Consider the following 26,117-nt stretch of genomic DNA (forward strand, 5'->3'; position numbering starts at 1 on the left):
CGGAGGCACGTACAGCCCAGCCCGCACTCTGCGCTGAGCACGGGGTGGGGAGAGGAAACAGGCAACGGGACGGGGGACGCCGAGGGGGGAACGGGTCAGCGTCGACAGCCGTCGCTCGCACAGTGGCCGTGGTCGAGGAAGCGTCGCATGGTGAGCGGCACGAGTCCTCCTTCACATGGGCCCTACTGGTGCGGGTGCTGGACTGTAACACCGGAATTCGGCCACCGGCCCAGCTGTCTCGAACTGTGGTTCTTCGAGGTCATGTACGGTGTCGCGCACCGCCGGAACTTCAGGAGCGTCCCGTTATGCCCCAGGAACTGCGCGCCGTCGGCTGGACCGGAAACAGCCTCGCGCTCATCGACCAGACCCTGCTGCCGCACCGCCATGAGACCAGGGATGTCCGCGATGTGGACGCGTTGGTCGACGCGATCCAGCGGCTCGTCGTGCGCGGCGCGCCCGCGATCGGCGCGGCCGGCGCGTACGGGGTCGCCCTGGCGCTGCTCCAGGGCGAGCGTGAGGGCTGGACGGAGGCCCGGGTCCGCGAGGCCGTGGCCCGGATCCGCGAGGCCCGGCCGACCGCGGTCAACCTCATGGTGTGCGTGGACCGGGTCATGACCCGCTTCGGGGAGGGCCTTGAGGCGGTACTCGAAGAGGCCGCCGCCGTGCAGCGCGAGGACGTCGAGGGCAACCGCGCGATGGGCGCGCACGGCGCCGACTGGCTCCTGGGGCGCCTCGCCGACACCGTCGGGGACCGCCCGCTGCGCGTCCTGACCCACTGCAACACCGGCGCGCTCGCGACAGCCGGATGGGGTACGGCACTTGGCGTCATCCGTGAACTGCACGCGCGAGGCCGGCTGGAGCTCGTGTACGCCGACGAGACGCGCCCGCTGCTCCAGGGCTCGCGCCTGACCGCCTGGGAGCTGGTCCAGGAGGGCATCCCGCACTACGTCCAGGCGGACGGGGCCGCGGCGGGCACGATCCTGCGCGGCGAGGTCGACGCGGCGATCGTCGGCGCGGACCGGATCGCCGCTAACGGGGACACCGCCAACAAGGTCGGCACGGTCGGGGTCGCGCTTGCCTGCGCGGACGCCGGAATCCCGTTCCTGGTGGCGGCGCCCACGACCACGGTGGACCTGGCGACGGCCACCGGCGACGACATCCACATCGAACTCCGGGGCGAGAACGAGGTGTTGGAGTGGGCGGGCGTCCGCACGGCACCCGCCGAGTCGCGCGGCCACAATCCCGCCTTCGACGTGACACCGGGGCGACTGGTGACCGGACTGGTCACGGAGCGGGGCGTGTTGGAGGTCTCGGCCGGTGAACTCCCGGGCGACCGCTTGAAGTAGCGAGTCCCCGCGCCCCCGACAGGGGCGCGGGGCTGTATCGATCTTCGGCTCCGCCGCGATGGGGGAGCGACCAGCCCCCACCGGCCCGCGGTTCGACTACCGTCCGTCCCGCGGAGCGCTGAGTTCCAACTCCAGCAGCCACTCCACGACTTCGGTGTGGTGCCGGGCCTGACGGGGATCGTCCCCCCACACGTACAGCCCGTGCCCCGCGACCACCACGGCCGGCATCCGGGAGTCGCGCGCCGCCTCCAGGCGGTCGCCGAGCACCTTCATGTCCTGGCTGTTGGTGATGACCGGGAGGGTCACCTCGACGTCGTGGGCGGGCTGGCCGACACCCTTGAGCATCTCGATGTCCTTGAACACGATCCCGCCCGGCTCACGCCGGCCCATCGCCACCGACGCCACGGTGTGCACGTGCACCACCGCGCCGGCCCCGGTCAGCGCGGCCACCCGGGCGTGCAGCTCGGCCTCGGCGGACGGCTTGCCGCCGTTGACCGCCGCGCCCCGCGCGTCGACCAACACCACGTCGGCGGGCGTCAGTTCACCCTTGTCGTGGCCGCTCGCGGTGACCGCCAGAAGCAGCGGATCCCGGGACAGCACCACGGAGAGGTTCCCGGAGGTGCCCCGCATCCAGCCGAAGGAGGCGAAGCGGGCGGACTCGGCGGCGAGAACCGCCCCCGCCTCCTCCAGGTCGAGCGTGCTGATGTCGGCGGTCACGTGGTGCTCCTCGAACTGGTGCTGCCGGCGTCACTGGTGCTGCCGGTGCTACTGGTGATGCTGATCCGGTCGAACGACCCCGTGTTCGGGTGATCCCCGACGCCCTGCTCGTAGTACGGCTCCCCGGGCCGCCGTATTCCGACGGTCCGCCACCCGGCGGCGCGCGCCGCGTCCAGCTCGCCCGGCCGGTCGGACAGGAAGAGGAGACGGCTGGGGTCGGCGGTGCCGGTGGCCTCCGCGATACGGCGGTACGACTCCGGCTCCTGCTTCGGCCCCGCGTTCTCGGTGTCGTACAGGCCCGAGACGAGCGGCAGCAGGTCGCCCTCCGGGGTGGACGCGAACCACGCGCGCTGCGCGGCGACCGACCCGGAGGAGTAGACGTAGAGCCGAAGCCCGGCGGCGTGCCAGGTGCGCAGCGCCGGCAGGACATCGTCGTAGAAGTGCGAGACGAGGTCGCCGCGTGCGAAGCCCTCGGACCAGATGACGCCCTGGAGCGTCTTGAGGGGCGTCGCCTTGCGGTCCTCGTCCAGCCAGGCGTTGAGGGTCTTCTCGACGAGCACGGCATCCGCGTCGGGCTCGTCGATCAGCTCGCGCACCTGCGCGACCGCCCGCGCAACCTCCGGATCACCGCTCCGCTCCGAGAGCAGTGCTCCGAAACGAGAGCGTGAGTACGGATACAGCACGTCGACGACGAACCCGGTGGCGCTCGTGGTGCCCTCGATGTCGAGCACCACGGCGTCCACACCGTCCACCGCACAGGTGTCCGCCCCCGCGTCCCGCAGGGTCACGCGGCGGCCCTGTCCTGCTGGAACCCGGCGTCGATCGTGTCGTAGTCCGGGAAGCGGGAGGCGATGGCCGAGCCGGTGAAGTTGCCGATCCAGCCGTCCTCCTCGTGGAAGAAGCGGATCGCGGTGAAGGCCGGGCTGGTGCCCATGTCGAACCAGTGGGTGGTGCCGCGCGGCACGCCCAGCAGGTCGCCCTTCTCGCAGTACACGGCGTGCACCTCGCCGCCCACGTGCAGATAGAAGATGCCGGAGCCGGAGACGAAGAAGCGGACCTCGTCATCGTCGTCGTGCGTGTGCTCCTGGAGGAACTTCGCGCGGGCCGCCTTCGCCTTCGCCGGGAACTCCGGGTCGTCGCTCGGGTGCAGACCGAGGACGTCGACCGTGGTGAAGCCCTCCTCGGCGTTCAGCCTGTCGATCTCCGGGCCGTACGCGGCGAACACGGTGTCGCTGTCGGCGTCCGTCGGCACGTCCTCGCGGATCGGCCACTGCTCGTAGCGCACCCCTATCGGGGCCAGCGCGGCGGCGATCTCGGCCGGGTCGGAGGTACGGCGCACGACGGTCTCCGGGCCGGACTCGGGCCAGGTCGTCAGCAGGGTCATGGGAGCAACTCCAGATGGCTCGGAGGGGGGAGGGCGGTGAAACGAGAACAGGGGTGAGCGGCAGGGGACGGGAAAGGAGACGGGCCGGGGCCGGTCGTCAGTCGCGACAGCCGCGACACGGCGCGCCGGTACAGCGTCGTACCGCCGTCGCGCAGGGTGTCGTCGTCATCGGAGCCTCACTGTCCCGGGTCGGGTGCCGGTTCCGTGATGCTAACTCCCGGCGGCGGGTCGGCAGGGTGTGACGAATCCGGCGTTCCAGATAGTGAGATCAATTGTCCAGGGCTTTGACGAATGGCTGGAAACGTTCTCATGATCTGCTTATGAAGACGCTGCTGCTCGTGCGGCGGCTGTACGTGGACTTGCTCCGGTCGACCACAGCCCGCTGTCGCTGACCTCACCCGGAGTACCCGAGACGCCTCTCGGCCGTGGCCTGGAATCCATCCCACCCCGGCCCCCCTGCGCTCAGGGTCGGACACTCCCGCACCCACGCCTTCCGGCCATGTGCCCCTCTCTTCATCCCTCCCCGTACCTCCCGTACTGCCCTGCACCAGGAGTCCCGCATGTCCCGCACCCGTCTGCCCCTCGCCGCGCTCTCGCTGGCCTCCGTCTCGGCGCTGTTCCTCGCGGGCTGCTCCCAGTCGACGAACGCCTCCACGGACACCGCGGGTGACACCGCCGCCTCCGCGTCCGCCGCCACCGGCACGAAGCCCGCCCCCTTCAGTAAGGGCCCGGTCAAGGTCGCGCTGGTCCGCCAGAGCGGCGCCGGCGACTACTTCGAGCAGTGGGGCAACGGCGCCAAGGCGCAGGCCAAGGCCCTCGGCATCGACCTGACCGTGTACGACGCCCAGGCCGACAACGCCAAGCAGGCCACCGACCTCTCCTCGGCGATCAACTCCGGCGCGCAGGCCATCATCGTGGACCACGGCTTCCCCTCGACGATCCAGCCCGAGATCGACAAGGCCGTGAAGAAGGGCGTCAAGGTCGTCGTCTACGACGTCGAGACCGCGACGAAGGGCGTCGTCAGCACCAAGCAGGACGACGCGAGCATGGCCCAGGCCGTCCTCGACGTGATGGCCAAGGAACTCGGCAAGAACGCCAAGGTCGGCTACGTCAACGTCGCCGGCTACGCGGCCCTCGACAAGCGCGACAGCGTCTGGAAGACGGCGGTCGACGCCAACGGCTGGAAGCAGGCCTTCAAGGTCGGCAAGGTCACCGACTCCACCGCCACGGACAACGTGCCGCTGGTCTCCGCCGCGCTCACCCAGCACTCGGACGTGACGGGCATCTTCGCCCCCTACGACGAGCTGGCCAAGGGCACCGTCCTCGCCGTGCAGAACAAGAAGCTCCAGGACAAGGTGAAGGTGTTCGGCGCGGACGTCTCCAACGCCGACATCCAGAACATGACCGCCTCGGACAGCCCCTGGGTGGCCACGGCGGGCACGGACCCGTCCGCGGTGGGCGCCGCGGTCGTCCGTACGGCAGCCCTGGAGCTGGCCGGACAGCTGAACAGGACCTCGGTCGAGTTCCCGGCCGTCGCCATCACCCAGGACTTCCTGAAGAGCAAGAACATCCAGAACATGGACCAGCTGCGCGCCGCGCTGCCCGCGCTGAACCTCTCCCAGGTCAGCACGGCCGACTGGATCGCCAATGTCGCCCACTGAGGCGCCCGACCCGACCGACCGGACCGAACCGTCCGAGCCGGCCGAGGCGTCCTACGCCTCTCCGGCCTCGCCGGCGGTCGGTCTGCGGGACGTCAGCATGGCCTTCGGCGGAAAGACGGTCCTGGAGTCCGTCTCGCTGGACATCGCACCGGGCAGCGTGGTCGCGCTGCTCGGCGCGAACGGGGCCGGCAAGTCCACGCTCATCAAGATCCTGTCCGGCGTCCACACGGACCACGGCGGCGAGGTGACGGTGAACGGGGTGCGGGCCGCACTCCAGTCGCCGCTCGCCGCCCGTCAGTTGGGCATCCAGACGGTGCACCAGCGGATCGGCGAGGGCATCGTGCCCGGGCTCACCGTCGCCGAGAACCTGGTCTTCGAGGAGCTGGCCCAGGCCCGCGGCAACCCGTTCCTGAACGGGCGTCGCGTGCTGGCCCGCGCCCGCGAGATCCAGTCGGCCCTGGACCTCGGCTGGAGCGACGCCCTCCTCAAGCGGGACGTCACCGAACTCGGCATCTCCGACCGCCAGTTGCTGATCCTGGCCCGCGCCCTGGCCACCCGCCCCGGGCTCCTGATCCTCGACGAACCGACCTCCGCGCTGTCCGCGGCGGAGGCTGAGCGCCTGTTCGCCCTGGTCGAGAGAATGCGCGACGACGGCATCGCGGTCCTCTACGTCTCCCACCGCCTCGGCGAGATCGACGCGCTGGCGGACCGCCTGGTCGTCCTGCGAGACGGCCGTCTCACCGAGGACCAGGTCAAGCCCTTCGACTGGGACAGCGCCCTGCGCGCCATGCTCGCCCAGGCCCAGGAAGCGACAACCGCCCGCCCCCGCGCCGAGTCTGCGCCCGGCGAGACAGCGCTCTCCCTGCGAGGCGTACGGCTCCTGGACGGCCGTACGCCCCAGGACCTGGATCTGCGGGCCGGCGAAGTCACCGGCATCGTGGGCCTGTTGGGCGCCGGCAAGACGGAACTGGCCCGCGGCCTCTTCGGTGCGGAACCCTTCGCCGACGGCGTCGTGGAGCTGGACGGCAAGCCGTACGCGCCGCGCCGCCCCGCCGACGCGATCCGGGCAGGCATCCACCTGGTCCCCGAGGACCGGCACGCGGACGCCCTGGTGCCCGGCTGGTCGCTCGCCCAGAACATCTCGCTCCCGTTCCTCAAGTCCCTGTCCACGGCGGGCCTGGTGAACCGGTCCAGGGAGGACGCCCTCGGCCGCGACACCATCGAGGCCCTCGGAGTCGTCGCCCGGGACGAGCACAGCACCGTCGAGGAACTGTCCGGCGGCAACCAGCAGAAGGTCGTCGTCGGCCGCTGGCTCGCCGAACGCCCCCGCGTCCTCATCCTGGACGAGCCGTTCCGAGGCGTGGACATCGGTGCCAGGCGCGACATCGGCCGCCGCGCCCGAGCCCTCGCCGCCGAGGGCGCCGCCGTTCTCGTCCTGTCCGCCGACGTCGACGAGATCCTTGAGGTCGCCGACCGGGTCGTCGTCCTCGCGGCCGGCGAGATCCACCTCGACGCGTACGGCGAGGACGCTGAACGGGACCGGGTCATCCAGACGATCTCGGCGTCGGTCTGATGTGCGCTCCGTGGGCTGGGCGGTTCTTCGGCTGCGGGCCGGTGGGGGCTGGTCGCGCAGTTCCCCGCTCCCCTGGAAGGGCCTCCGGCCCCTTCCAGGCAAGCATTCCGCCATCCGCCACCACCACCCGCACCCGTCTCACGTCACCCCCACTGCACGCCATCCCAGGAAGTAAGCCATGACCACGACCCAGAGCCCTCCCGCGAAGACGGCGTCCCCGTCCGTGCTTGCCGCCGGGCCGCGCGTGCAGAACGCGGTCATCAAGTACGGCTTCATCTTCGTCACCGTCACGCTCTTCACGTACTTCGCGCTGAGCGAGCCGTCCTTCCGCGACTCCGCGACCCTTCTCGACACCCTCAGGTACGTCTCCGTCGCCGCGATCCTCGGCCTCGGTGTCACGCTCACCATGGCCGTCGGCGGCATGGACATGTCGGTCGGCGCGGTGGCCGGGCTCGGGGTGACCGTCGCCGCGAAGACGATGGTCACGTACAACCAGGTCGGTGTGGTCGCGATCATCGCGGTGATCGTCGCGGGAGCGCTCGCGGGCCTGCTCAACGCCCTGCTCATCGTGGTCCTCAAGATCCCCGACATGCTGGCCACACTGGGCACCATGTTCGTCATCCAGGGCACCAAACTCATCCTGGTCGACGGCCAGTCCATCACCCCGGGCATGACCCAGTCCGACGGTACGACGGCCCCCGGCAGGTTCACCGAGGGCTTCCTGCGCATCGACCGTGGCACGATCCTCGGCATCCCCGTCTCCGTGGTCATCTTCGGCGCGCTGACGGTCGTGGCCTGGGTCTTCCTGGCCCGCACCCGCTGGGGCCGCGTGCTGTACGCGATCGGCGCCAACCCCGAGGCCTCACGCCTGGCGGGCATCCGCGTGGGCGCGTACCGGGCCCTCGCCTACGTCCTTTCCGGCGTCCTCGCCTCGATCGGCGGCCTCATCCTGGCGGCTCGCATCGGTCAGGGTGACGTCTCCGCGGGCACCTCCCAGCTCCTCGAAGCCGTCGCCGTCGCCCTCGTGGGCACCTCGGTCCTCGGCCGGGGGCGCCCGAACGTCTGGGGTACCGCCCTGGGCGCGGTCCTCATCGGCATCATCACCACCGGCCTGACCATCAAGGGACTGCCCTACTACACGCAGGACGTGGTCGAGGGCGCCGTCCTGATCCTCGCCCTGGTCTTCAGCTTCACCCTGTCCAAGCGCCGCACCGCTTAAGGAAGTTCACGATGGGCTACCGCATCCTGGAGCCGGCCGACGTCCCCGCGTACCTGCACGAGCGCGGCCACTGGCCCGACCCGTCGGACATCCGGGTCCGCGAGGTCTCCGACGGCAACATGAACCGCGTGTTCCTCGCCAGGTCCGCCGACGGCACCCGCAGTCTGGCCGTCAAGCAGGCCCTGCCCTGGGTCCGGGTGGCGGGCCCGTCCTGGCCGATGAGCCCCGAGCGCGCCGACGCCGAGGCGCGGGCGTACGAGCAGGTCGCGAAGGTGGCCCCCGACAAGATCCCGGCGATCCTCGGGTACGACCCGGAGAACTACGCCCTCGTCATGGAGGACATGTCGGACCTGGAGGTCCTGCGCACCCTCCTCAACGAAGGTGCGTCGTACGGCCCGCGGACCTCCGCCCGGATCGGCGAGTTCGTCGCCCAACTGACGTTCGCGACCAGCGACTTCGGCATGGAGTCCGCAGAGCGCAAGGCACTCCTCGCGGCCTCGGTGAGCCCGGAACTGTGCAAGATCACCGAAGACGTGGTCCTGTCCGAGCCGTACATCGAGCACGAACACAACCACTGGCACGAGGGCTTGGACGACCTGGCGACGGAGTTCCGCGCCGACACGAGGCTCCGCACGGAGGTCGCCGACCTCCGTTACACCTTCATGACGAGCGCCCAGGCCCTCCTGCACGGCGACCTGCACACCGGCAGCGTCATGGTCGGCGAACGCGAAGGCGCCCCGGTGGTAAGGGTCTTCGACCCCGAGTTCTCCTTCGTCGGCCCGATCGGCTACGACCTCGGCCTGTACTGGGCGAACACCCTGGTCTCGGCGGAACGAGCGCGCGCACTGGGCTCCTTGACCGACCACGCCGACCAACTGGCCCTGTCCTGGGAGGCGTTCGAGGCCGAGTTCCGCCGACTCTGGCCAACCAGAACCGACACCTTCTTCGACGACGCCTACCTGGACCGCTTCCTGCGCAAGGTCTGGACGGAGTCGGTGGGCTACGCGGGCGCGGAGATCATCCGCCGAATCATCGGCTTCGCCCACCTGACCGACCTGACAACCCTGGAGGACCCGGTACCGGCCTCCCGCAGGGCACTGCTGATCGGCCGCGAACTGATCGTACGCAGAGGCGAGTTGAACAACCCGAACGCTGTAAGGGCGGTAGGGGAGGGCTTTTAGGGGCGCGGGGAACTGCGCGACAAGCCACAGCGCACCCGCAGACGAAACTCAACGGAAAGGGGCGGCTCCCAAAACAAGGAGCCGCCCCTCAAACCCCGTACCGCCTACTTCTTGTCGAGCAGATCCTGCACCTTGGACCGGACCTCGTCGGTAGCCAGCCCCCGAATGGTCAACGTGGTCCGACGCCGCAGCACATCGTCCGCCGTCTCGGCCCACTCGTTGTCCCGCGCATACACGACCTGCGCCCAGATCTCCGGCGCATCCGCATGCACCCGCTCACCCAGCTCAGGGTTCTCGTTCGCCAGCCGTGCGATGTCGAACGCCAGCGAACCGTAGTGCGTCGCAAGGTGCTTAGCCGTGTCGGCGGCCATACGCGGACCCGGCGCCGGGTTGTCCACCAGCAGCCGGTGCGCGACGGCGCGCGGGTTGGCGACACCCGGAAGCGGCAGATGCTTCGGCAGGGACGAGATGGGCTCGAAGTCGTCACCCAGCGGACGCCCGGGCAGCTTCTCCAGCTTCTCCATGACCGTACGGCCGATGTGCCGGAAGGTCGTCCACTTGCCGCCCGAGACGGACAGCATCCCGCCCCTGCCCTCGGTCACGACCGTCTCCCGCTTGGCCTTCGCCGTGTCGCCGGGGCCACCCGGCAGCACCCGCAGGCCGGCGAAGGAGTACGTGATCAGGTCACGGGAGAGCTGCTGGTCGCGTACGGAGAACGCGGCCTCGTCGAGGATCTGCGCCGTGTCCTTCTCGGTGACCGAGACGTCCGCCGGGTCACCCTCGAACTCCTCGTCGGTGGTGCCGAGCAGCAGCATGTCCTCCCAGGGGAGGGCGAAGGTGATGCGGTACTTGTCGATGGGGGTAGCCAGCGCGGCCTTCCACGGCGACGTCCGCTTCAGGACCAGGTGCGCGCCCTTCGACAGCCGGATGGACGGCGCCGCGTCCGGGTTCTCCATCCTGCGCAGGTGGTCGACCCAGGGGCCGGTCGCGTTGAGTACGAGCCGGGCGTTGACGCCGAAGTCGTCACCGGAGAGCCGGTCGCGCAGGTCCGCGCCGGTGACCCGGCCGTTGGTGAAGCGCAGGCCGGACACCTCGGCGTGGTTGAGCACGACCGCGCCCGCCTCGACGGCGGCACGGACCGTCATCAGCGCCATGCGCGCGTCGTTCATCTGACCGTCGCCGTACACGGCCACGGCCTTGAGGTTCTCGGTGCGCAGCTCGGGCACGTCCTGTGCGGCCTTGGCCGGCGACAGCAGGTGGCCGACGCCGTCACCGAAGGCGGACAGGGCGGAGTAGGCGAAGACGCCCGCCCCGAGCTTCGCCGCGCCGTGCGGCCCGCCCTTGTACACGGGGAGGTAGAACGTGAGCGGATTGGCCAGGTGGGGAGCCACCTGACGGGACACCGCACGGCGCTCGAAGTGGTTCTCCGCCACCAGCTTCACCGCGCCGGTCTGCAGATAGCGCAGACCGCCGTGGAGAAGCTTGGAGGAGGCGGAGGAGGTGGCGCCGGCGAAGTCGCCGGCGTCGACCAGAGCCACCCGCAGCCCGGACTGCGCGGCATGCCAGGCCGTCGAGATGCCGAGGATGCCACCGCCGATCACGAGAAGGTCGTACGTCGCCTTGGAAAGCTGCTCCCGGGTCTCGGCGCGGCTCGGGTTGACGCCGAAGGCCGGGTGCGTACCGAGGGCAGGCACGGACTGCAGGGTGGACTGGCTGGTCATGTGTTTCTTACTCCTCGACAGAGCTGTCTTCGAGCCAGCCCATGGACCGCTCGACGGCCTTGAGCCAGCTCTTGTACTCACGGTCGCGCTTTTCCGCGTCCATGTTGGGGGTCCACTCGGCGGCCCGGCGCCAGTTGGCGCGCAGGTCGTCGGTGTTGGTCCAGAAGCCGACGGCGAGACCGGCGGCGTAGGCGGCACCGAGGCAGGTCGTCTCGGCGACCATCGGACGCACCACCGGCGCGTCCAGGAAGTCCGAGAGGGTCTGCATCAGCAGGTTGTTGGAGGTCATACCGCCGTCGACCTTGAGGGCCGCGAGCTCGACGCCCGAGTCCTTGGTCATGGCGTCCGTGATCTCACGGGTCTGCCAGGCGGTGGCCTCCAGGACGGCGCGCGCGAGGTGCGCCTTGGTGACGTACCGGGTCAGGCCGGCGATCACACCGCGGGCGTCGGAGCGCCAGTACGGGGCGAACAGACCGGAGAAGGCCGGCACGAAGTAGGCGCCGCCGTTGTCCTCGACCGACGACGCGAGCGTCTCGATCTCGGCGGCGGTGGAGATCAGACCCATCTGGTCGCGCATCCACTGCACCAGCGAACCGGTGACCGCGATCGAGCCCTCCAGGGCGTAGACCGGGGCCTGGTCGCCGATGCGGTAGCCGACCGTGGTCAGCAGGCCGCTGTAGGAGTTGATGATCTTGTCACCGGTGTTCATCAGCATGAACGTGCCGGTGCCGTACGTCGACTTGGCCTCACCCTCGGCGAAACAGGTCTGGCCGAACAGGGCCGCCTGCTGGTCGCCGAGCGCGGAGGCGACCGGGATGCCGCCGAGCAGCTCGCCCAGCGGGCCACCAGTGACCTCGCCGTACACCTCGGCGGAGGAGCGGATCTCCGGGAGCATCGACAGCGGGACGCCGATCGACTCGGCGATCTTCGGGTCCCACTCCAGCGTGTGCAGGTTCATGAGCATGGTGCGGGAGGCGTTGGTGACGTCGGTGACGTGGTGACCGCCGTTGACACCGCCCGTCAGGTTCCAGATGACCCAGCTGTCCATGGTGCCGAAGAGGATGTCCCCGGCCTCGGCGCGGGCGCGCAGGCCCTCGACGTTGTCGAGCAGCCAACGGGCCTTGGGGCCGGCGAAGTACGAGGCCAGCGGCAGGCCGGTCTCACGGCGGAAACGATCCTGCCCGACATTGCGACCCAGCTCCTTGCAGAGCGTGTCGGTACGGGTGTCCTGCCAGACGATGGCGTTGTGGACCGGCTGGCCGGTGTTCTTGTCCCACAGCAGCGTCGTCTCGCGCTGGTTGGTGATGCCGATGGCCTTGATGTCGTCGCGGGTGATGCCGGCCTTGGAGATGGCTCCGGCGACGACCTCCTCGACGTTCGTCCAGATCTCGGTGGCGTCGTGCTCCACCCAGCCCGGCTTCGGGAAGATCTGCTCGTGCTCCTTCTGGTCGACGGAGACGATCCGGCCGTCCCGGTCGAAGACGATGCAGCGGCTGGATGTGGTGCCCTGGTCGATGGCCGCGATGAACGGGCCGGCGGTGTGCGCGTCGTCGGTCACTGTGTGCTCCTGAGAGGTCCGTGGGTGAGGGGCTGGCTTACGGCGTTGTTGCTCAAGGCTGCTCTGGTTGTTCTGGTGTTTCCAGCTGCTCTAAGCAAAAGCGACGTTGTAGATGCCTGCAGCGATCGCGCCGCCGATCAGCGGACCGACCACCGGGACCCAGGCGTAGGACCAGTCCGAGCCGCCCTTGTTGGGCAGGGGCAGAAGCGCGTGCACGATACGCGGACCGAGGTCACGGGCGGGGTTGATCGCGTAGCCGGTCGGACCACCGAGGGACAGACCGATGGAGACCACGACGAGCGAGGTGATCAGGGCGCCAAGGACGCCGAGGCCCTTGCCGCTGTCGTTGAGACCCTGTGTGAGTACCGCGAGCACCAGCACGATCGTGCCGATGACCTCCGTGGCCACGTTCTGCCAGGCCACGCGGACCTCGGGCCCGGTGGAGAAGATGCCCAGGACCGGCCCGGCACCCTTCTCCTGCGCCTCGACGGCCTTGGCCTGCGGCTTGCCGACGATCTCCTCGTCGGTCAGGTGCGCGAGGAACTGGCCGTAGTAGGCGATCCAGACCAGGGTCGCGCCGATCATGGCGCCGAGCAGCTGCCCGCCCCAGTAGATCGGGACGTCACTCCAGTCGATGCCGTCCTTCTTGAGGGCTAGCGCGAGAGTCACGGCCGGGTTGAGGTGGGCGCCGGAGAGCGGTGCCGAGGTGTAGACGGCCGTCAGTACGGCGAAACCCCACCCGAAGGTGATGGCGAGCCAGCCGGCGTTGCGGGCCTTGGAGGCCTTCAGCGTCACGGCGGCACAGACGCCGCCGCCGAGCAGGATGAGTATGGCGGTACCGATGGTCTCGCCGATGAAGATGTCGGAGCTGGACACCCGCGACTCCTTTGTCCTTCGTTCCAGGGGAAGAGCTGCCGGCCCTTGGCGTTGTCACACTCTAACGCCTATTGCCGGTCAGTGTTCGGCAATGTCGACCGATGGACGGGAGTCTTGCCTCCGCGTTACAGGCACGTCAAGAGTTCTGTTATCGAAAACGCGATCGTTATTGATTGCTGTGAGCTATCGATCTTGAGTCGGTCGCGACCCGCGTCCGACCGCACACGCCCCGCATACGAAAAGACCGGAACATCCAAGATGTCCCGGCCGTTCTCGTACGAAAGTTCAGAAGCTGTCGGTTCGGTCAGAACCGTCCCGCGCCCAGATCCCGGGACACCGCGCGGGCGCAGTCCCGCACCGCCGCGATCAGTTCGGGGCGCAGCTCGCCCTCCCGGCGGAGCCGTTCCACCGCACCGGTGACGGCCACCGCGCCGACCGGCATCCGCCGCCGATCGTGGATGGGGGCGGCGATGGACGCCACGCCCTCCCAGGTCTCCTCGACGTCGGCCGCGTACCCGCGCGCGCGGGTGAGGTCCAGGACGCCCTCGAAGCCCTCCAGGTCGCTGATCGTCCGATCGGTGAACGACTTGCGCTCGGCCTCCAGGACCTCGCTGTGCGCGACCGGGTCGAAGGCCGACAGGACCTTGCCCAGGGCTGTGGAGTGCAGTGGCTGCATGGCCCCGACCTCCAGCACCTGCCGGCTGTCGTCGGGGCGGAAGACGTGGTGCACGATCAGCACGCCGTGCTGGTGCAGCACCCCCAGGTGGACGCTCTCACCACTGGAGCGGGCCAGGTCGTCGGTCCATACGAGGGCACGCGCGCGCAGCTCGTGGACGTCCAGGTAGGTGGTGCCCAGGCGCAGTAGTTCGGCGCCCAGCTGATAGCGCCCGGAGGCGGCCTCCTGCTCGACGAAGCCCTCGTGCTGGAGGGTGCGCAGGATGCCGTGGGCGGTGCCCTTGGCCAGGTCGAGGGACGAGGCGATGTCCGAGAGACCGAGCCGACGCTCGCCGCCCGCGAGGAGCCGCAGCATCGCCGCCGCCCGTTCGAGCGACTGGATGTTCCGTGCCATCGCCGTTCCGCCTCCGTCCCCTCGGCCGCTCGCGCGGCGTTCACTGCCACCGTTCGGCAATGTCGAACACTACCGGTCCATGTCGACCACCCGCCAATGGCTGGGCGACACCTGTTACATCCCTCGTACATCTCGCGTCCACCGGGGGTGACGCCACGCCCACCCCCGGGGGGCTTTTCGGCCACGGCACACGCGCCACGTACGTCCGTCCCGTGGACGCCCTGACCATACGGCCCCGCACCGGGCTACCCTGGCCGCGTGCGCCTTCTCCAAAGAAGCCGCAAAGCCGACAGCCGTCGCACTCCAGGGAGCCCTTACATGGCCGCCTCGTCGTCCGCCCCTTCCATCGACAGCAGGACCCGTGTGTCCGCCCTCCGGGACGCACTCGCCACCCGAGTGGTGGTGGCCGACGGTGCGATGGGCACCATGCTGCAGGCGCAGGACCCCACGCTGGAGGACTTCCAGCAGCTGGAGGGCTGCAACGAGGTTCTCAGCGTCACCCGCCCCGACATCGTGCGTTCCGTGCACGAGGCGTACTTCGCCGTGGGTGTGGACTGCGTGGAGACCAATACCTTCGGTGCGAACTTCGCCGCGCTCGCCGAGTACGACATCGCCGAACGTAATTTCGAACTGTCGGAGGCCGGTGCGCGCGTCGCTCGCGAGGTCGCCGACGAGTTCACCTCCTCCACGGGCCGGCAGCGGTGGGTCCTGGGCTCAATGGGCCCCGGGACCAAGCTGCCGACGCTCGGCCACATCACCTACGAGAAGATCCGCGACGCCTACCAGACCAATGCCGAGGGCCTGCTCTCCGGCGGCGCCGACGCGCTGATCGTCGAGACCACCCAGGACCTCCTGCAGACCAAGGCCTCCATCATCGGCGCCCGCCGAGCCATGGACGCGCTGGGTTTCACCGTCCCGCTGATCTGCTCCGTCACCGTCGAGACCACCGGCACGATGCTGCTGGGTTCGGAGATCGGTGCCGCGCTGACCGCGCTGGAGCCACTGGGCATCGACATGATCGGCCTGAACTGCGCCACCGGCCCCGCGGAGATGAGTGAGCACCTGCGCTACCTCGCGCGCAACGCTCGTATCCCGCTGTCGTGCATGCCCAACGCCGGTCTGCCCGTCCTGACCAAGGACGGCGCGCACTACCCGCTGGGCGCTCCGGAACTCGCCGACGCCCAGGAGACCTTCGTCCGCGAGTACGGCCTGTCGCTGGTCGGCGGCTGTTGCGGCACGACCCCGGAGCACCTGCGCCAGGTCGTGGAGCGGGTCCGCGGTACGGCCATCACCGAGCGCAGCCCCCAGCCGGAGGCCGGCGCCGCCTCGCTCTACCAGACCGTCCCGTTCCGTCAGGACACCGCCTACATGGCGATCGGCGAGCGGACGAACGCCAACGGGTCGAAGAAGTTCCGCGAGGCCATGCTGGAGGCCCGCTGGGACGACTGCGTCGAGATGGCCCGCGACCAGATCCGCGAGGGCGCACACATGCTCGACCTCTGCGTCGACTACGTGGGCCGCGACGGCGTCGCCGACATGCAGGAGCTGGCGGGCCGCTTCGCGACCGCCTCCACCCTGCCGATAGTCCTCGACTCCACCGAGGTTCCTGTTCTCCAGGCGGGCCTGGAGAAACTCGGCGGGCGCGCCGTCATCAACTCGGTGAACTACGAGGACGGCGACGGACCGGAGTCCCGGTTCGCGAAAGTCACCCGCCTTGCTCAGGAGCACGGCGCGGCGCTCATCGCGCTCACCATCGACGAGGAGGGCCAGGCCCGCACCGTCGATCACAAGGTCGCCATCGCCGAGCGCCTTATCGAGGACCTGACGACGAACTGGGGGATCCGCGAGTCGGACATCCTCATCGACACCCTCACCTTCACGATCTGTACGGGCCAGGAGGAGTCCCGCAAGGACGGCATCGCCACGATCGAGGCGATCCGCGAACTCAAGCGCCGCCGCCCCGACGTACAGACCACCCTGGGCCTGTCGAACATCTCCTTCGGCCTCAACCCGGCCGCCCGCATGCTGCTGAACTCCGTCTTCCTCGACGAGTGCGTCAAGGCCGGCCTCGACTCGGCGATCGTGCACGCCTCGAAGATCCTCCCCATCGCCCGCTTCAGCGAGGAGGAGGTGACCACCGCCCTCGATCTGGTCTACGACCGCCGCCGCGAAGGTTACGACCCCCTCCAGAAGCTGATGGCGCTGTTCGAGGGCGCCACCACCAAGTCCCTCAAGGCGGGCAAGGCCGAGGAACTCGCCGCCCTGCCCCTGGACGAGCGCCTGCAGCGCCGGATCATCGACGGTGAGAAGAACGGCCTGGAGGCCGACCTCGACGAGGCCCTTGAGACCCGCCCCGCCCTCGACATCGTCAACGACACCCTTCTGGAGGGCATGAAGGTCGTCGGCGAGCTCTTCGGCTCCGGCCAGATGCAGCTGCCGTTCGTGCTGCAGTCCGCCGAGGTCATGAAGACGGCCGTCGCCCATCTCGAACCGCACATGGAGAAGACGGACGACGACGGCAAGGGCACCATCGTGCTCGCCACGGTCCGCGGCGACGTCCACGACATCGGCAAGAACCTCGTCGACATCATCCTCACCAACAACGGCTACAACGTCGTGAACATCGGCATCAAGCAGCCGGTCTCCGCGATCCTCGAAGCCGCGCAGGAGCACAAGGCCGACGTCATCGGCATGTCCGGACTCCTGGTCAAGTCCACGGTGATCATGAAGGAGAACCTCCAGGAGCTCAACCAGCGCAAGCTGGCCGCCGACTACCCGGTGATCCTCGGCGGCGCCGCCCTCACCCGCGCCTACGTCGAGCAGGACCTGCACGAGATCTACGAGGGCGAGGTCCGCTACGCCCGCGACGCCTTCGAGGGCCTGCGCCTGATGGACGCCCTGATCGGCGTCAAGCGTGGCGTCCCCGGCGCCAAGCTGCCCGAGCTCAAGCAGCGCCGCGTGCGCGCGAGCGCCGCCGACACGGTGGTCGAGGAGCGGCCCGAGGAGGGCCACGTCCGCTCCGACGTCGCCACCGACAACCCGATCCCCACCCCGCCCTTCCAGGGCACGCGGGTCATCAAGGGCATCCAGCTCAAGGAGTACGCGAGCTGGCTCGACGAGGGCGCCCTCTTCAAGGGCCAGTGGGGTCTCAAGCAGGCCCGCGCCGGCGACGGCCCCACCTACGAGGAGCTGGCCGAGACCGAGGGCCGGCCCCGGCTGCGCGGCCTCCTGGACAAGCTCCAGACGGAGAGCCTGCTGGAGGCGGCCGTCGTCTACGGCTACTTCCCCTGCGTCTCCAAGGACGACGACCTGATCATCCTCGACGACCAGGGCAACGAGCGGACGCGCTTCACGTTCCCGCGCCAGCGCCGAGGCCGCCGACTGTGCCTGGCCGACTTCTTCCGACCGGAGGAGTCCGGCGAGACGGACGTCGTCGGCCTCCAGATCGTCACCATGGGCAACCGGATCGGTGAGGAGACCGCCAAGCTCTTCGAGTCGAACTCCTACCGCGACTACCTCGAACTGCACGGTCTGTCCGTCCAGTTGGCCGAGGCCCTCGCCGAGTACTGGCACGCACGCGTCCGCTCCGAACTGGGCTTCGCCGGTGAGGACCCGGCAGACGTCGAGGACATGTTCGCCCTCAAGTACCGGGGCGCCCGCTTCTCCCTCGGCTACGGCGCCTGCCCCGACCTGGAGGACCGCGCCAAGATCGCCGACCTCCTCCAGCCCGAGCGCATCGGCGTGCACCTCTCCGAGGAGTTCCAGCTCCACCCCGAGCAGTCCACCGACGCCATCGTCATCCACCACCCCGAGGCGAAGTACTTCAACGCGCGCTGAGAACGCCCGTCGAATACGACAGCGCACGTTGATCGGACAAGACGTACACTTGACGGTCCACCGCAGGCCGGTTGCCCTCTGAGCACTCAGGGGCAACCGGCCTGATCGTCCCTCAAGGAGGTGCGCCAGGATGACCAGCACGGTCCCCGCGCTCGGAACCCGTACGGCCGAAGGCTCAGCACTGCAGGCCGTACTCCTCGACATGGACGGCACCCTGGTGGACACCGAGGGCTTCTGGTGGGACGTCGAGGTGGAGATCTTCGCCGGTCTCGGCCACATCCTCGACGAGTCCTGGCGGCATGTCGTGGTCGGCGGCCCGATGACCCGCAGCGCCGGGTTCCTCATCGAGGCCACCGGCGCCGACATCAACTTCGCCGAACTCTCGGTGCTGCTCAACGACGGGTTCGAGGACCGTATCGGGCGTTCCCTGCCCCTGATGCCGGGCGCCGCCCGGCTCCTGGCCGAACTCTCCGCGCACGAGGTGCCGACGGCCCTGGTCTCCGCCTCGCACCGCCGGATCATCGACCGTGTCCTGGCCTCGCTGGGTCCGCAGCACTTCGCCCTGAGCATCGCCGGCGACGAGGTCGAGCGTACGAAGCCGTACCCCGACCCGTATCTGATCGCGGCCGCCGGACTCGGCGTCGACCCGGTGAGATGCGCCGTCGTCGAGGACACGGCGACCGGGGTGGCGGCCGCGGAGGCAGCCGGCTGCCATGTCGTGGCCGTACCGTCGGTAGCCCCCATCGCACCCGGCGCGCGCCGCACGATCGTGACCTCGCTGGAAGAAGTCGACCTGCCCTTTCTGCGCGGACTGATGAAGAACGACGGATGAAGAACGACGGATGAGGCACAGTCGATGACGGAAATGGGTTGACCCGTTTACCGAGTGTGCCTGATCGAATGCGGGATAACGCGCGGATGAACGGGCAGCCCATCAATTGAGAATTGCGACCCCCGTCGATCTCTGTCGGCGACGTAATTCACGTACGCGCTCGCACCTGAGAACGTGTGAGTTTCACCACGCGGCGAGGGCTCGACAGTAGGCAAGTGTCGGGTACACGCACCTCGTTCGGGGACTTCTGGCGCACCCTTGTGTCCTGATTGGGGACAGCCTGCGCGGAATCCTTCCGCTGTCGGTTTTTCGGTGCGTCCGCACCCGGTCTCGCAGCGTGATGAGCCGCCAACTCCGGCTGCATGCGGGCGTCTCCGCGGTCCGGACTAATCTCGTTGGGAGAACATCGACACAATCCCTCACCCGCGCGCACCACCCCACGCCCGCCGGGCCCTTTGGGATCGACAGCCTGGAGAACCCGAGCATGAACCGCAAGACTTTGGTGCTGCCGACCGTGGTCGGCCTGCTCGCTCCGGTACTCGCCGCCTGCGGCGGAGTCGACGGCGCGGGCAGCGGCAGCGGCGCGATCGTCGTCGGCACCACGGACCGGTTCACCGCCACGAAGGACGCACCCGCGCCGATCGACCCGGCCTACGCCTACGACGTCGGCACCTGGAACATCCTGCGCCAGACCGTGCAGACCCTCATGGTCCAGCCGCGCGGCGACGGCGAGCCGGTGCCCGAGGCCGCCGAGAAGTGCGCGTTCACGGACAGCGGCAACGAGCGCTACGCCTGCACCCTGCGCAAGGACCTCAAGTTCTCCAATGGTGACGCCGTCAAGGCCTCCGACGTGAAGTTCTCCATCGACCGGGCCCTGCGGATCCAGGCCGACAGCGGTGTGTTCGCCCTGCTGTCCACGATCGACACCGTCGAGACCCAGGGCGACCGCGAGGTCATCTTCCACCTCAAGAGCGCCGACGCCACGTTCCCGTTCAAGCTGTCCACCCCGGTCGCGGGCATCGTCAACCCCGCCGACTACGACAAGGACAAGCTGCGCGACGGTTTCGACGTCGACGGGTCCGGCCCGTACACGCTGAACGCCGAGGTCAAGAACGACGAACTCGTCAAGGCCGTCTTCACCAAGAACCCCAATTACCAGGGGCAGCTGACGCCGAAGAACGACAAGGTCGAACTGCGTTCCTTCACGGACGCCACCGAGATGGGCACCGCGCTCTCCGAGGGCGACATCGACCTCATGACCCGCTCGATGTCGCCCGAGCAGATCAAAAAGCTCGACAACGACTCGACCGGCGACATCGACCTCGTCGAGATGCCCGGCCTCGAAATCCGCTACCTCGCCTTCAACACCAACGCCCCGACGGTGAAGACGAAAGCGGTCCGCCAGGCGATGGCCCAGATCATCAACCGCGCCCAACTGGTCGCGAAGGTGTACGGCGACGAGGCCCAGCCGCTCTACTCGCTGGTCCCGGCCACCATCACCGGCCACTCGAACTCCTTCTTCAACACGTACGGCGAGCCCAGCGACGTCAAGGCCAAGACCCTGATGGAGGGCGCCGGCATCACCACACCGGTGAAGCTGACCCTGCACTACACGACCGACCACTACGGCTCGGCCACCAAGCAGGAGTTCGAGGAACTGCAGCGGCAGCTCAACGCCAGCGGACTGTTCAAGGTGACCATCAAGGGCGCCCCCTGGACCACCTTCCGTCCGGCCGAGAAGAAGGGCGAGTACGACGTCTACGGGATGGGCTGGTTCCCCGACTTCCCCGACGCCGACAACTACCTCGCGCCGTTCCTCGACAAGGACAACTTCCTCAACCTGCCGTACGACAACACCAGGATCCGCAACAGCCTGATACCCGAGTCCCGCCGTGAGGCCGACCGCCTCACCGCCACCGCGAGCCTCACGGACATCCAGGACATCGTGGCCGCCGACGTACCCGTACTGCCGCTGTGGCAGGGCAACCAGTACATCGCGGCACGCGACGGCATCACCGGCGCCGAGTGGGCCCTCAACTCCTCCTCGACGCTTCAGCTGTGGGAACTCGGCCGCGGTGTGAGCAACTGACCAACACACCAGTCCGAGGCACATTTCCCGACCCGGGGCTGGGACGGCTCCGGGTACCCAAGACCCGACGACAAGGCACTTCCACGTGAATCTGCGCAACCAGTGGCCGGTCCTGCCCATCGTGGCCGGGCTGGCGTCCGGCCTGCTGACCGGATGCGGCTCGGAGAACGGTGACTCGGGGGCCGGCGGCTCCTCCGTGGTCATGGGGATGTCCGACGACGTCCTGGCCACCGACCCGGCCTCCGGCTACGACCCCGGCTCCTGGCTGCTGTTCAACAACGTCTTCCAGTCGCTGCTGAGTTTCCCCAACGGGGGCACCGAACCGCAGCCCGAGGCGGCCAAGGAGTGCGCCTTCAGCGACGCGCAGACCAAGGTGTTCAAGTGCACCCTCCGCGACGGACTGAAGTTCAGCAACGGTGACGCGCTCACCTCGGAGGACGTCAAGTTCTCCTTCGACCGCATGCTGAAGATCAACGACGACGCGGGCCCCGCGATCATGTTCCCGATGCTCGGCTCGGTGGACACCCCGGACGAGAAGACCGTCGTCTTCAACCTCAAGGTGCCCGACGCCACCTTCCCCAGCAAGATCGCCTCCGGCGCCGGCTCGATCGTCGACCACAGCCAGTACGACAAGGACGGCCTGCGCAAGGACGGCGAAGCCGTCGGTTCCGGCCCCTACAAGCTCGACTCGTTCGGCGAGGACAGCGCGGTCTTCTCCGTCAACCCGAACTACAAGGGCACCGCCGAGGTCCGGAACTCCGGCGTCACCCTCAAGTTCTTCCACGGCGACCAGACCAAGCTGAAGGACGCCCTGGTCGACAAGGACATCGACATCGCCTACCGAGGTCTCAAGGCCGGCGACATAGCCGACATCGAGAAGGACAGCGGCGACGAGGGCATCGACATCGTCGAGGGCACCAGCGCCGAGGTCCAGCACCTCGTCTTCAACATGAACGACCCGGTCGCCGGGAAACTCGGGGTACGCAAGGCCATCGCCTACCTCCTCGACCGTGAGGCACTCGTCGACCAGGTCTACGAGGACACCGCGACCCCCCTCTACTCGATCATCCCGGCCGGCATAGCGGGTCACAACACCGCCTTCTTCGACACCTACGGTGCCCGCCCCTCCCGGGCCAAGGCCCAGGAGGCCCTCCAGGCCGACGGCGTCACCGGCAAGGTCGAGCTGACCCTATGGTCGACCCCGTCCCGCTACGGCCCCGCCACCGACGACGAGTTCAAGGCCATCGCCAAGCAGCTCAACGCCAGCGGCCTGTTCGAGGCGACCGTCAAGTCCGTGCCCTTCGCGCAGTACGAGAAGGACATCGAGGCCGGCAAGTACGGCGTGTACGTGAAGGGCTGGGTGCCGGACTACCCCGACGCCGACAACTTCACCGCTCCGTTCTTCGGCCAGGGCAACGTCCTCGGCAACAACTACACCAACGGCACCATCACCGACACCCTCATCCCCGGCACCGCCGCCCAGAGCGACCGCTCCGCGACCGACGCGGACTTCGCGGAGCTCCAGAACATCGTCGCCAAGGACCTCCCCGTCCTCCCCATCTGGCAGGCCAAGCAGTACGCCGTCGCCCGCGACAACGTCTACGGCCTCGAGTACTGCCTCGACGCCTCGACCGTCTTCCGCTTCTGGGAGATCAACAAGGGCTGACCCGGCCGTACACACACGAGGGCGCCCCTTCCGATCCAGGAAGGGGCGCCCTCGTCGTCGTACACCGTCCCGCTACTGCGCGCCGGGACGCACCAGCCCGCTCTCGTACGCGTACACCGCGGCCTGCACCCGGTCGCGCAGCCCCAGTTTGGTCAGCACATGCCCGACATGCGTCTTGACCGTCGTCTCACTGACGAAGAGATCGGCGGCGACCTCCGCGTTCGACAGCCCCCGCGCCACCAGCTTCAGCACCTCGACCTCACGCTCGGTCAACGTGTGCAGCGCGTCCGGAACCGGCTCGTCACCCGACGGCAGATGCCCCGCGTACTTGTCCAGGAGCCGACGCGTGATGCTCGGCGCGAGCATCGCCTCACCCGAGGCCACCACCCGGATCGCCTGCACCAGCTCGTTCGCCGGCGCGTCCTTCAGCAGGAAGCCGCTGGCACCGGCCCGCAACGCCTCCACCACGTACTCGTCGAGATCGAAGGTCGTCAGCACCAGCACCTTCGCCGGCCCGTCCCGCCCGGGCCCGGTGATCTGCCGAGTCGCCTCCACACCGTCCATCCGCGGCATACGGATGTCCATCAGCACCACATCGGGCTGCAGCGCCCGTACCTGGTCGATCGCCTGAAGACCGTCTCCGGCCTCGCCGACGACCGCGATGTCCTGCTCGGCCTCCAGAATCATCCGGAACCCGGTACGCAGCAGCGGCTGGTCGTCGACAAGTAGGACGCGGATAGCCACGTGAGTCTCCTTCGGTAGTCGGCCCCATTCTGCCCTGTGGGGTGCGGCGCTCCGTAAGGGGCGCGACGCGGCGCCGGCCCCGGCCGACTACGGCGCCTGCGGCGGAGCCACGGCCACCGGCAACGGATAGGGCGGGGGAGTACCCCCGAACTCCGGACACACCGACTGGTGATCACACCAGCCGCACAACTTCGTCGGCCGGGGCCGCCACACTCCCGTCGCCGTCGCCTCCCGGATCGCCTCCCACAAGGCGAGCAGCTTCCGCTCCACCCGCTCCAGATCGGCCACCACCGGGTCGTACGTCAGTACGTCACCGCTGCCGAGATACACCAGCTGCAGCCGCCGGGGCACCACGTTCTTCAACCGCCACACGACCAGCGCGTAGAACTTCATCTGGAACAGCGCGCCCTCCGCGTACTCCGGACGCGGCGCCTTCCCCGTCTTGTAGTCGACGATCCGCACCTCGCCCGTGGGCGCCACATCGACCCGGTCGATGATCCCGCGCAGCTTCAGCCCGGAATCCAGCTCCGTCTCGACGAACAGCTCACGCTCGGCCGGCTCCAGCCGGGTCGGATCCTCCAGCCCGAACCAGCGCTCCACCAGGCGCTCCGCCTCACCCAGCCACCGCGCCAGCCGCTCCCCGTCCGGATCGTCCGCGAACAGCTCCACCACCTCCGGCCGCGACTGACGCAACCGGTCCCACTGACCCGGGATCAACGACTTCGCCTGCGGCGCCGTCCGCTCCGCCGCCGGCGCGTCGAACAGCCGCTCAAGCACCGCGTGCACCAGCGTGCCTCTCGTCGCGGCCTCGCTCGGCTTCTCCGGCAACCGGTCGATCACCCGGAAGCGGTACAGCAACGGACACTGCATGAAGTCACTGGCCCGGGAGGGCGACAGCGACGCCGGCGCGGAGGGCGGCACGACCGGCGAGACGGACTCGGCGGCGCCCTCGGTGCTCATTTCCATGACGACGACCATACGGCCCGCCACTGACAGTGACCCACCCGCCGCCTCCCTCGACCGTGACAGCCCGGCGAACACAGGGGGTGCCGGGGCCGAACCCGCCGCGACGGCCGCATACCATCGACCCGAGGCCCTTCCGCCCCGGAGCGGAAAAGGGAGACGCATCCGACAAGGGGACACCGTGGACGAGAGCGGCGGGAGCGGACAGCCGCGCTCCGGCAACGACCAGTCGACCGACCACCACACCGGCACGGCGCCGACCACCGACCCCACACACCCCGAACCCAGGACGGCCGGCACCAGAGTCGCGGAGACCGGTGAGCCCGAGAAACCCGACGCGGAGCCCACACGGACCGACGAGCCCACCGACACCGGCGAACCGGCCGCCCCGGCAGCACCAGAACCGGACGCGCCCGCCGACACCCCGGACCCAACCGGCACCACCCCCCGCCTCGCCAAGTCCCGCGCACCCCGGACCCCCCGGAAAACCAGGGAGCCCGGCGGCGGACTCCTCATGGGACGCCCCTTCGGCGTACCCGTCTACGTCGCCCCCAGCTGGTTCCTCGTCGCCGCCCTCATCACCTGGGTCTTCGGCGGCCAACTCGACCGCGTACTGCCCGAACTCGGGGCCCTGCGCTACCTCGTCTCCCTCTTCTTCGCGGTCGCCTTCTACGCCTCCGTGCTCGTCCACGAGCTCGCCCACACCGTCGCCGCCCTCCGCTTCAAACTCCCCGTACGCCGCATTCAGCTCCAGTTCTTCGGCGGCGTCTCCGAGATCGAGAAGGAGTCGGAGACCCCCGGCCGCGAATTCGTCCTCGCCTTCGTCGGCCCGCTCCTCTCCCTGGTCCTCGCCGGCGTCTTCTACCTCGCCCTCCAGACCGTCGAACCCGGCACCGTCCCCGGCGTGCTGCTGGCCGGCCTGATGATCTCCAACCTCATCGTGGCCGCCTTCAACCTCCTGCCCGGGCTGCCCCTCGACGGCGGCCGCATGCTCCGCGCGGTCGTCTGGAAGATCACCGGCCGGCCCATGACCGGTACGATCGCCGCCGCCTGGGTCGGCCGAGCCCTCGCCGTCTCCGTCCTCATCGGACTCCCGCTGCTCACCCAGTCCGGCGCCCTCGGCTCCACCGCCGAGGACAGCGTCGGCATGGACACCGTCACCGACGCCCTGCTCGCCGCCATCCTCGCCGCCATCATCTGGACCGGCGCCGGCAACAGCCTCCGCATGGCCCGCCTGCGCGAACACCTCCCGGAACTGCGCGCCCGCAACCTCACCCGCCGCGCCGTCCCCGTCGAGACCAACACCCCCCTCTCGGAGGCCCTGCGCCGCGCCAACGACGCCGGCGCCCGCGCCCTCGTCGTCGTCGACCCCGAGGGAGAACCCCTCTCCCTCGTCCGCGAGGCCGCCATCGTCGGTGTACCCGAACACCGCCGCCCCTGGGTCTCCGTCAGCGGCCTCGCCCAGGACCTCACCGACGGTATGCGGGTCTCCGCGGAACTGTCCGGCGAGGAACTCCTCGACGCCCTGCGCGCCACCCCCGCCTCCGAGTACCTGGTGGTCGAGGAGTCCGGCGAGATCTACGGAGTCCTCTCCGCGGCCGACGTGGAACGCGCCTTCGTCAAGGCGATGGCCCGCCCCAACTAGAGCCCGCCCCGGCGCCCGTGCCGAGCACGGTTCCGA

At 69.2% G+C, this 26,117-nt stretch carries 19 protein-coding genes; 10 read left to right on the top strand and 9 right to left on the bottom strand.

The features are described from left to right. The first annotated feature begins 305 nt into the window (after positions 1 to 305). Entirely contained in the window at positions 306 to 1,346 is a 1,041-nt protein-coding gene (gene mtnA / locus PV734_RS04870; protein ID WP_319094141.1) for an S-methyl-5-thioribose-1-phosphate isomerase, read from the top strand. Positions 1,347 to 1,442: 96 nt separating this feature from the next. Here the strand turns inward: mtnA and mtnB are convergent, their stop codons facing one another. Genes mtnB through PV734_RS04885 form a run of 3 tightly spaced genes read right to left on the bottom strand, consistent with a single transcriptional unit; the run spans position 1,443 to position 3,447 of the window. Then, the gene (gene mtnB / locus PV734_RS04875; protein WP_319094140.1) at positions 1,443 to 2,063 is read right to left on the bottom strand and encodes a methylthioribulose 1-phosphate dehydratase; all 621 of its coding nucleotides are present in this window, start codon (positions 2,061 to 2,063) and stop codon (positions 1,443 to 1,445) included. Next, the gene (mtnC, locus tag PV734_RS04880) at positions 2,060 to 2,851 is read right to left on the bottom strand and encodes an acireductone synthase (RefSeq protein WP_319094139.1); all 792 of its coding nucleotides are present in this window, start codon (positions 2,849 to 2,851) and stop codon (positions 2,060 to 2,062) included. The genes mtnB and mtnC overlap by 4 nt, the downstream gene beginning before the upstream one ends. Beyond that, a complete protein-coding gene (locus PV734_RS04885) occupies positions 2,848 to 3,447 on the bottom strand; it encodes a cupin domain-containing protein (protein ID WP_319288836.1) in 600 nt (199 codons plus the stop codon). Before PV734_RS04885 ends, mtnC begins: the two co-directional genes overlap by 4 nt. 560 nt (positions 3,448 to 4,007) lie before the next feature. Between PV734_RS04885 and PV734_RS04890 the strand changes: the two genes are divergently transcribed. The 4 genes from PV734_RS04890 to mtnK all read left to right on the top strand — a co-directional run bounded on the left by PV734_RS04890 (position 4,008) and on the right by mtnK (position 9,081). Beyond that, the gene (locus tag PV734_RS04890) at positions 4,008 to 5,108 is read left to right on the top strand and encodes a substrate-binding domain-containing protein (RefSeq protein WP_319094137.1); all 1,101 of its coding nucleotides are present in this window, start codon (positions 4,008 to 4,010) and stop codon (positions 5,106 to 5,108) included. 97 nt (positions 5,109 to 5,205) lie between these two features. Beyond that, complete coding sequence (locus PV734_RS04895; RefSeq protein ID WP_319288898.1) at positions 5,206 to 6,681, top strand: sugar ABC transporter ATP-binding protein; 1,476 nt, start codon at positions 5,206 to 5,208, stop codon at positions 6,679 to 6,681. Positions 6,682 to 6,859: 178 nt separating this feature from the next. Beyond that, positions 6,860 to 7,900 carry an ABC transporter permease gene (locus tag PV734_RS04900; protein WP_319094136.1) on the top strand — a complete coding sequence of 347 codons (1,041 nt, stop codon included), beginning with the start codon at positions 6,860 to 6,862 and terminating at the stop codon, positions 7,898 to 7,900. Between the two features lie 11 nt (positions 7,901 to 7,911). After that, on the top strand, positions 7,912 to 9,081 hold the full coding sequence (mtnK, locus tag PV734_RS04905) for an S-methyl-5-thioribose kinase (RefSeq protein WP_319094135.1): 1,170 nt from the start codon (positions 7,912 to 7,914) through the stop codon (positions 9,079 to 9,081). A 104-nt stretch (positions 9,082 to 9,185) separates the two neighbouring features. Here mtnK and PV734_RS04910 read toward each other — a convergent pair whose 3' ends face one another. The 4 genes from PV734_RS04910 to PV734_RS04925 form a co-directional block, all read right to left on the bottom strand. Next, positions 9,186 to 10,802: a glycerol-3-phosphate dehydrogenase/oxidase gene (locus tag PV734_RS04910; RefSeq protein WP_319094134.1), complete on the bottom strand. Its 1,617-nt coding sequence runs from the start codon at positions 10,800 to 10,802 to the stop codon at positions 9,186 to 9,188. Positions 10,803 to 10,809: 7 nt separating this feature from the next. After that, entirely contained in the window at positions 10,810 to 12,360 is a 1,551-nt protein-coding gene (gene glpK, locus PV734_RS04915) for a glycerol kinase GlpK (protein ID WP_319094133.1), read from the bottom strand. Between the two features lie 90 nt (positions 12,361 to 12,450). Continuing rightward, positions 12,451 to 13,236 carry an MIP/aquaporin family protein gene (locus PV734_RS04920; RefSeq protein WP_319094132.1) on the bottom strand — a complete coding sequence of 262 codons (786 nt, stop codon included), beginning with the start codon at positions 13,234 to 13,236 and terminating at the stop codon, positions 12,451 to 12,453. Between the two features lie 304 nt (positions 13,237 to 13,540). Beyond that, positions 13,541 to 14,305, bottom strand: coding sequence for an IclR family transcriptional regulator (locus PV734_RS04925; protein ID WP_319094130.1), 765 nt, complete (start codon positions 14,303 to 14,305; stop codon positions 13,541 to 13,543). Between the two features lie 318 nt (positions 14,306 to 14,623). On the opposite strand from PV734_RS04925, the gene metH reads away from it, so the two are divergent. From metH to PV734_RS04945, 4 genes are all read left to right on the top strand, one after another. Next, positions 14,624 to 18,142 (top strand): methionine synthase, encoded by a 3,519-nt coding sequence (gene metH, locus PV734_RS04930; RefSeq protein ID WP_319288837.1) that lies wholly within the window; start codon positions 14,624 to 14,626, stop codon positions 18,140 to 18,142. A 130-nt stretch (positions 18,143 to 18,272) separates the two neighbouring features. Next, the gene (locus tag PV734_RS04935; RefSeq protein WP_319288838.1) at positions 18,273 to 18,974 is read left to right on the top strand and encodes an HAD family phosphatase; all 702 of its coding nucleotides are present in this window, start codon (positions 18,273 to 18,275) and stop codon (positions 18,972 to 18,974) included. Between the two features lie 484 nt (positions 18,975 to 19,458). Further along, on the top strand, positions 19,459 to 21,063 hold the full coding sequence (locus PV734_RS04940; RefSeq protein ID WP_319094127.1) for an ABC transporter substrate-binding protein: 1,605 nt from the start codon (positions 19,459 to 19,461) through the stop codon (positions 21,061 to 21,063). Positions 21,064 to 21,148: 85 nt separating this feature from the next. Continuing rightward, positions 21,149 to 22,729, top strand: a complete 1,581-nt coding sequence (locus tag PV734_RS04945) for an ABC transporter substrate-binding protein (RefSeq protein WP_319094126.1) — start codon at positions 21,149 to 21,151, stop codon at positions 22,727 to 22,729. Between the two features lie 72 nt (positions 22,730 to 22,801). Here PV734_RS04945 and PV734_RS04950 read toward each other — a convergent pair whose 3' ends face one another. Further along, complete coding sequence (locus tag PV734_RS04950) at positions 22,802 to 23,473, bottom strand: response regulator (protein WP_006375930.1); 672 nt, start codon at positions 23,471 to 23,473, stop codon at positions 22,802 to 22,804. Positions 23,474 to 23,560: 87 nt separating this feature from the next. Next, positions 23,561 to 24,439, bottom strand: coding sequence for a PD-(D/E)XK nuclease family protein (locus PV734_RS04955; protein ID WP_415924151.1), 879 nt, complete (start codon positions 24,437 to 24,439; stop codon positions 23,561 to 23,563). Between the two features lie 178 nt (positions 24,440 to 24,617). Between PV734_RS04955 and PV734_RS04960 the strand changes: the two genes are divergently transcribed. Further along, on the top strand, positions 24,618 to 26,081 hold the full coding sequence (locus PV734_RS04960) for a site-2 protease family protein (protein ID WP_319094125.1): 1,464 nt from the start codon (positions 24,618 to 24,620) through the stop codon (positions 26,079 to 26,081). Positions 26,082 to 26,117: the final 36 nt, after the last annotated feature.

The sequence above is a fragment of the Streptomyces sp. AK08-02 genome, assembly GCF_033795085.1.
Lineage (GTDB): Bacteria > Actinomycetota > Actinomycetes > Streptomycetales > Streptomycetaceae > Streptomyces > Streptomyces echiniscabiei.

Coding starts and splice junctions, on each gene's coding strand:
- mtnA (WP_319094141.1), top strand. CDS start 306: ATGCCCCAGGAACTGCGCGCCGTCGGCTGGACCGGAAACAGCCTCGCG.
- PV734_RS04885 (WP_319288836.1), bottom strand. CDS start 3,447: ATGACCCTGCTGACGACCTGGCCCGAGTCCGGCCCGGAGACCGTCGTG.
- PV734_RS04890 (WP_319094137.1), top strand. CDS start 4,008: ATGTCCCGCACCCGTCTGCCCCTCGCCGCGCTCTCGCTGGCCTCCGTC.
- PV734_RS04895 (WP_319288898.1), top strand. CDS start 5,206: ATGGCCTTCGGCGGAAAGACGGTCCTGGAGTCCGTCTCGCTGGACATC.
- PV734_RS04900 (WP_319094136.1), top strand. CDS start 6,860: ATGACCACGACCCAGAGCCCTCCCGCGAAGACGGCGTCCCCGTCCGTG.
- mtnK (WP_319094135.1), top strand. CDS start 7,912: ATGGGCTACCGCATCCTGGAGCCGGCCGACGTCCCCGCGTACCTGCAC.
- PV734_RS04910 (WP_319094134.1), bottom strand. CDS start 10,802: ATGACCAGCCAGTCCACCCTGCAGTCCGTGCCTGCCCTCGGTACGCAC.
- PV734_RS04925 (WP_319094130.1), bottom strand. CDS start 14,305: ATGGCACGGAACATCCAGTCGCTCGAACGGGCGGCGGCGATGCTGCGG.
- metH (WP_319288837.1), top strand. CDS start 14,624: ATGGCCGCCTCGTCGTCCGCCCCTTCCATCGACAGCAGGACCCGTGTG.
- PV734_RS04935 (WP_319288838.1), top strand. CDS start 18,273: ATGACCAGCACGGTCCCCGCGCTCGGAACCCGTACGGCCGAAGGCTCA.
- PV734_RS04940 (WP_319094127.1), top strand. CDS start 19,459: ATGAACCGCAAGACTTTGGTGCTGCCGACCGTGGTCGGCCTGCTCGCT.
- PV734_RS04955 (WP_415924151.1), bottom strand. CDS start 24,439: ATGGAAATGAGCACCGAGGGCGCCGCCGAGTCCGTCTCGCCGGTCGTG.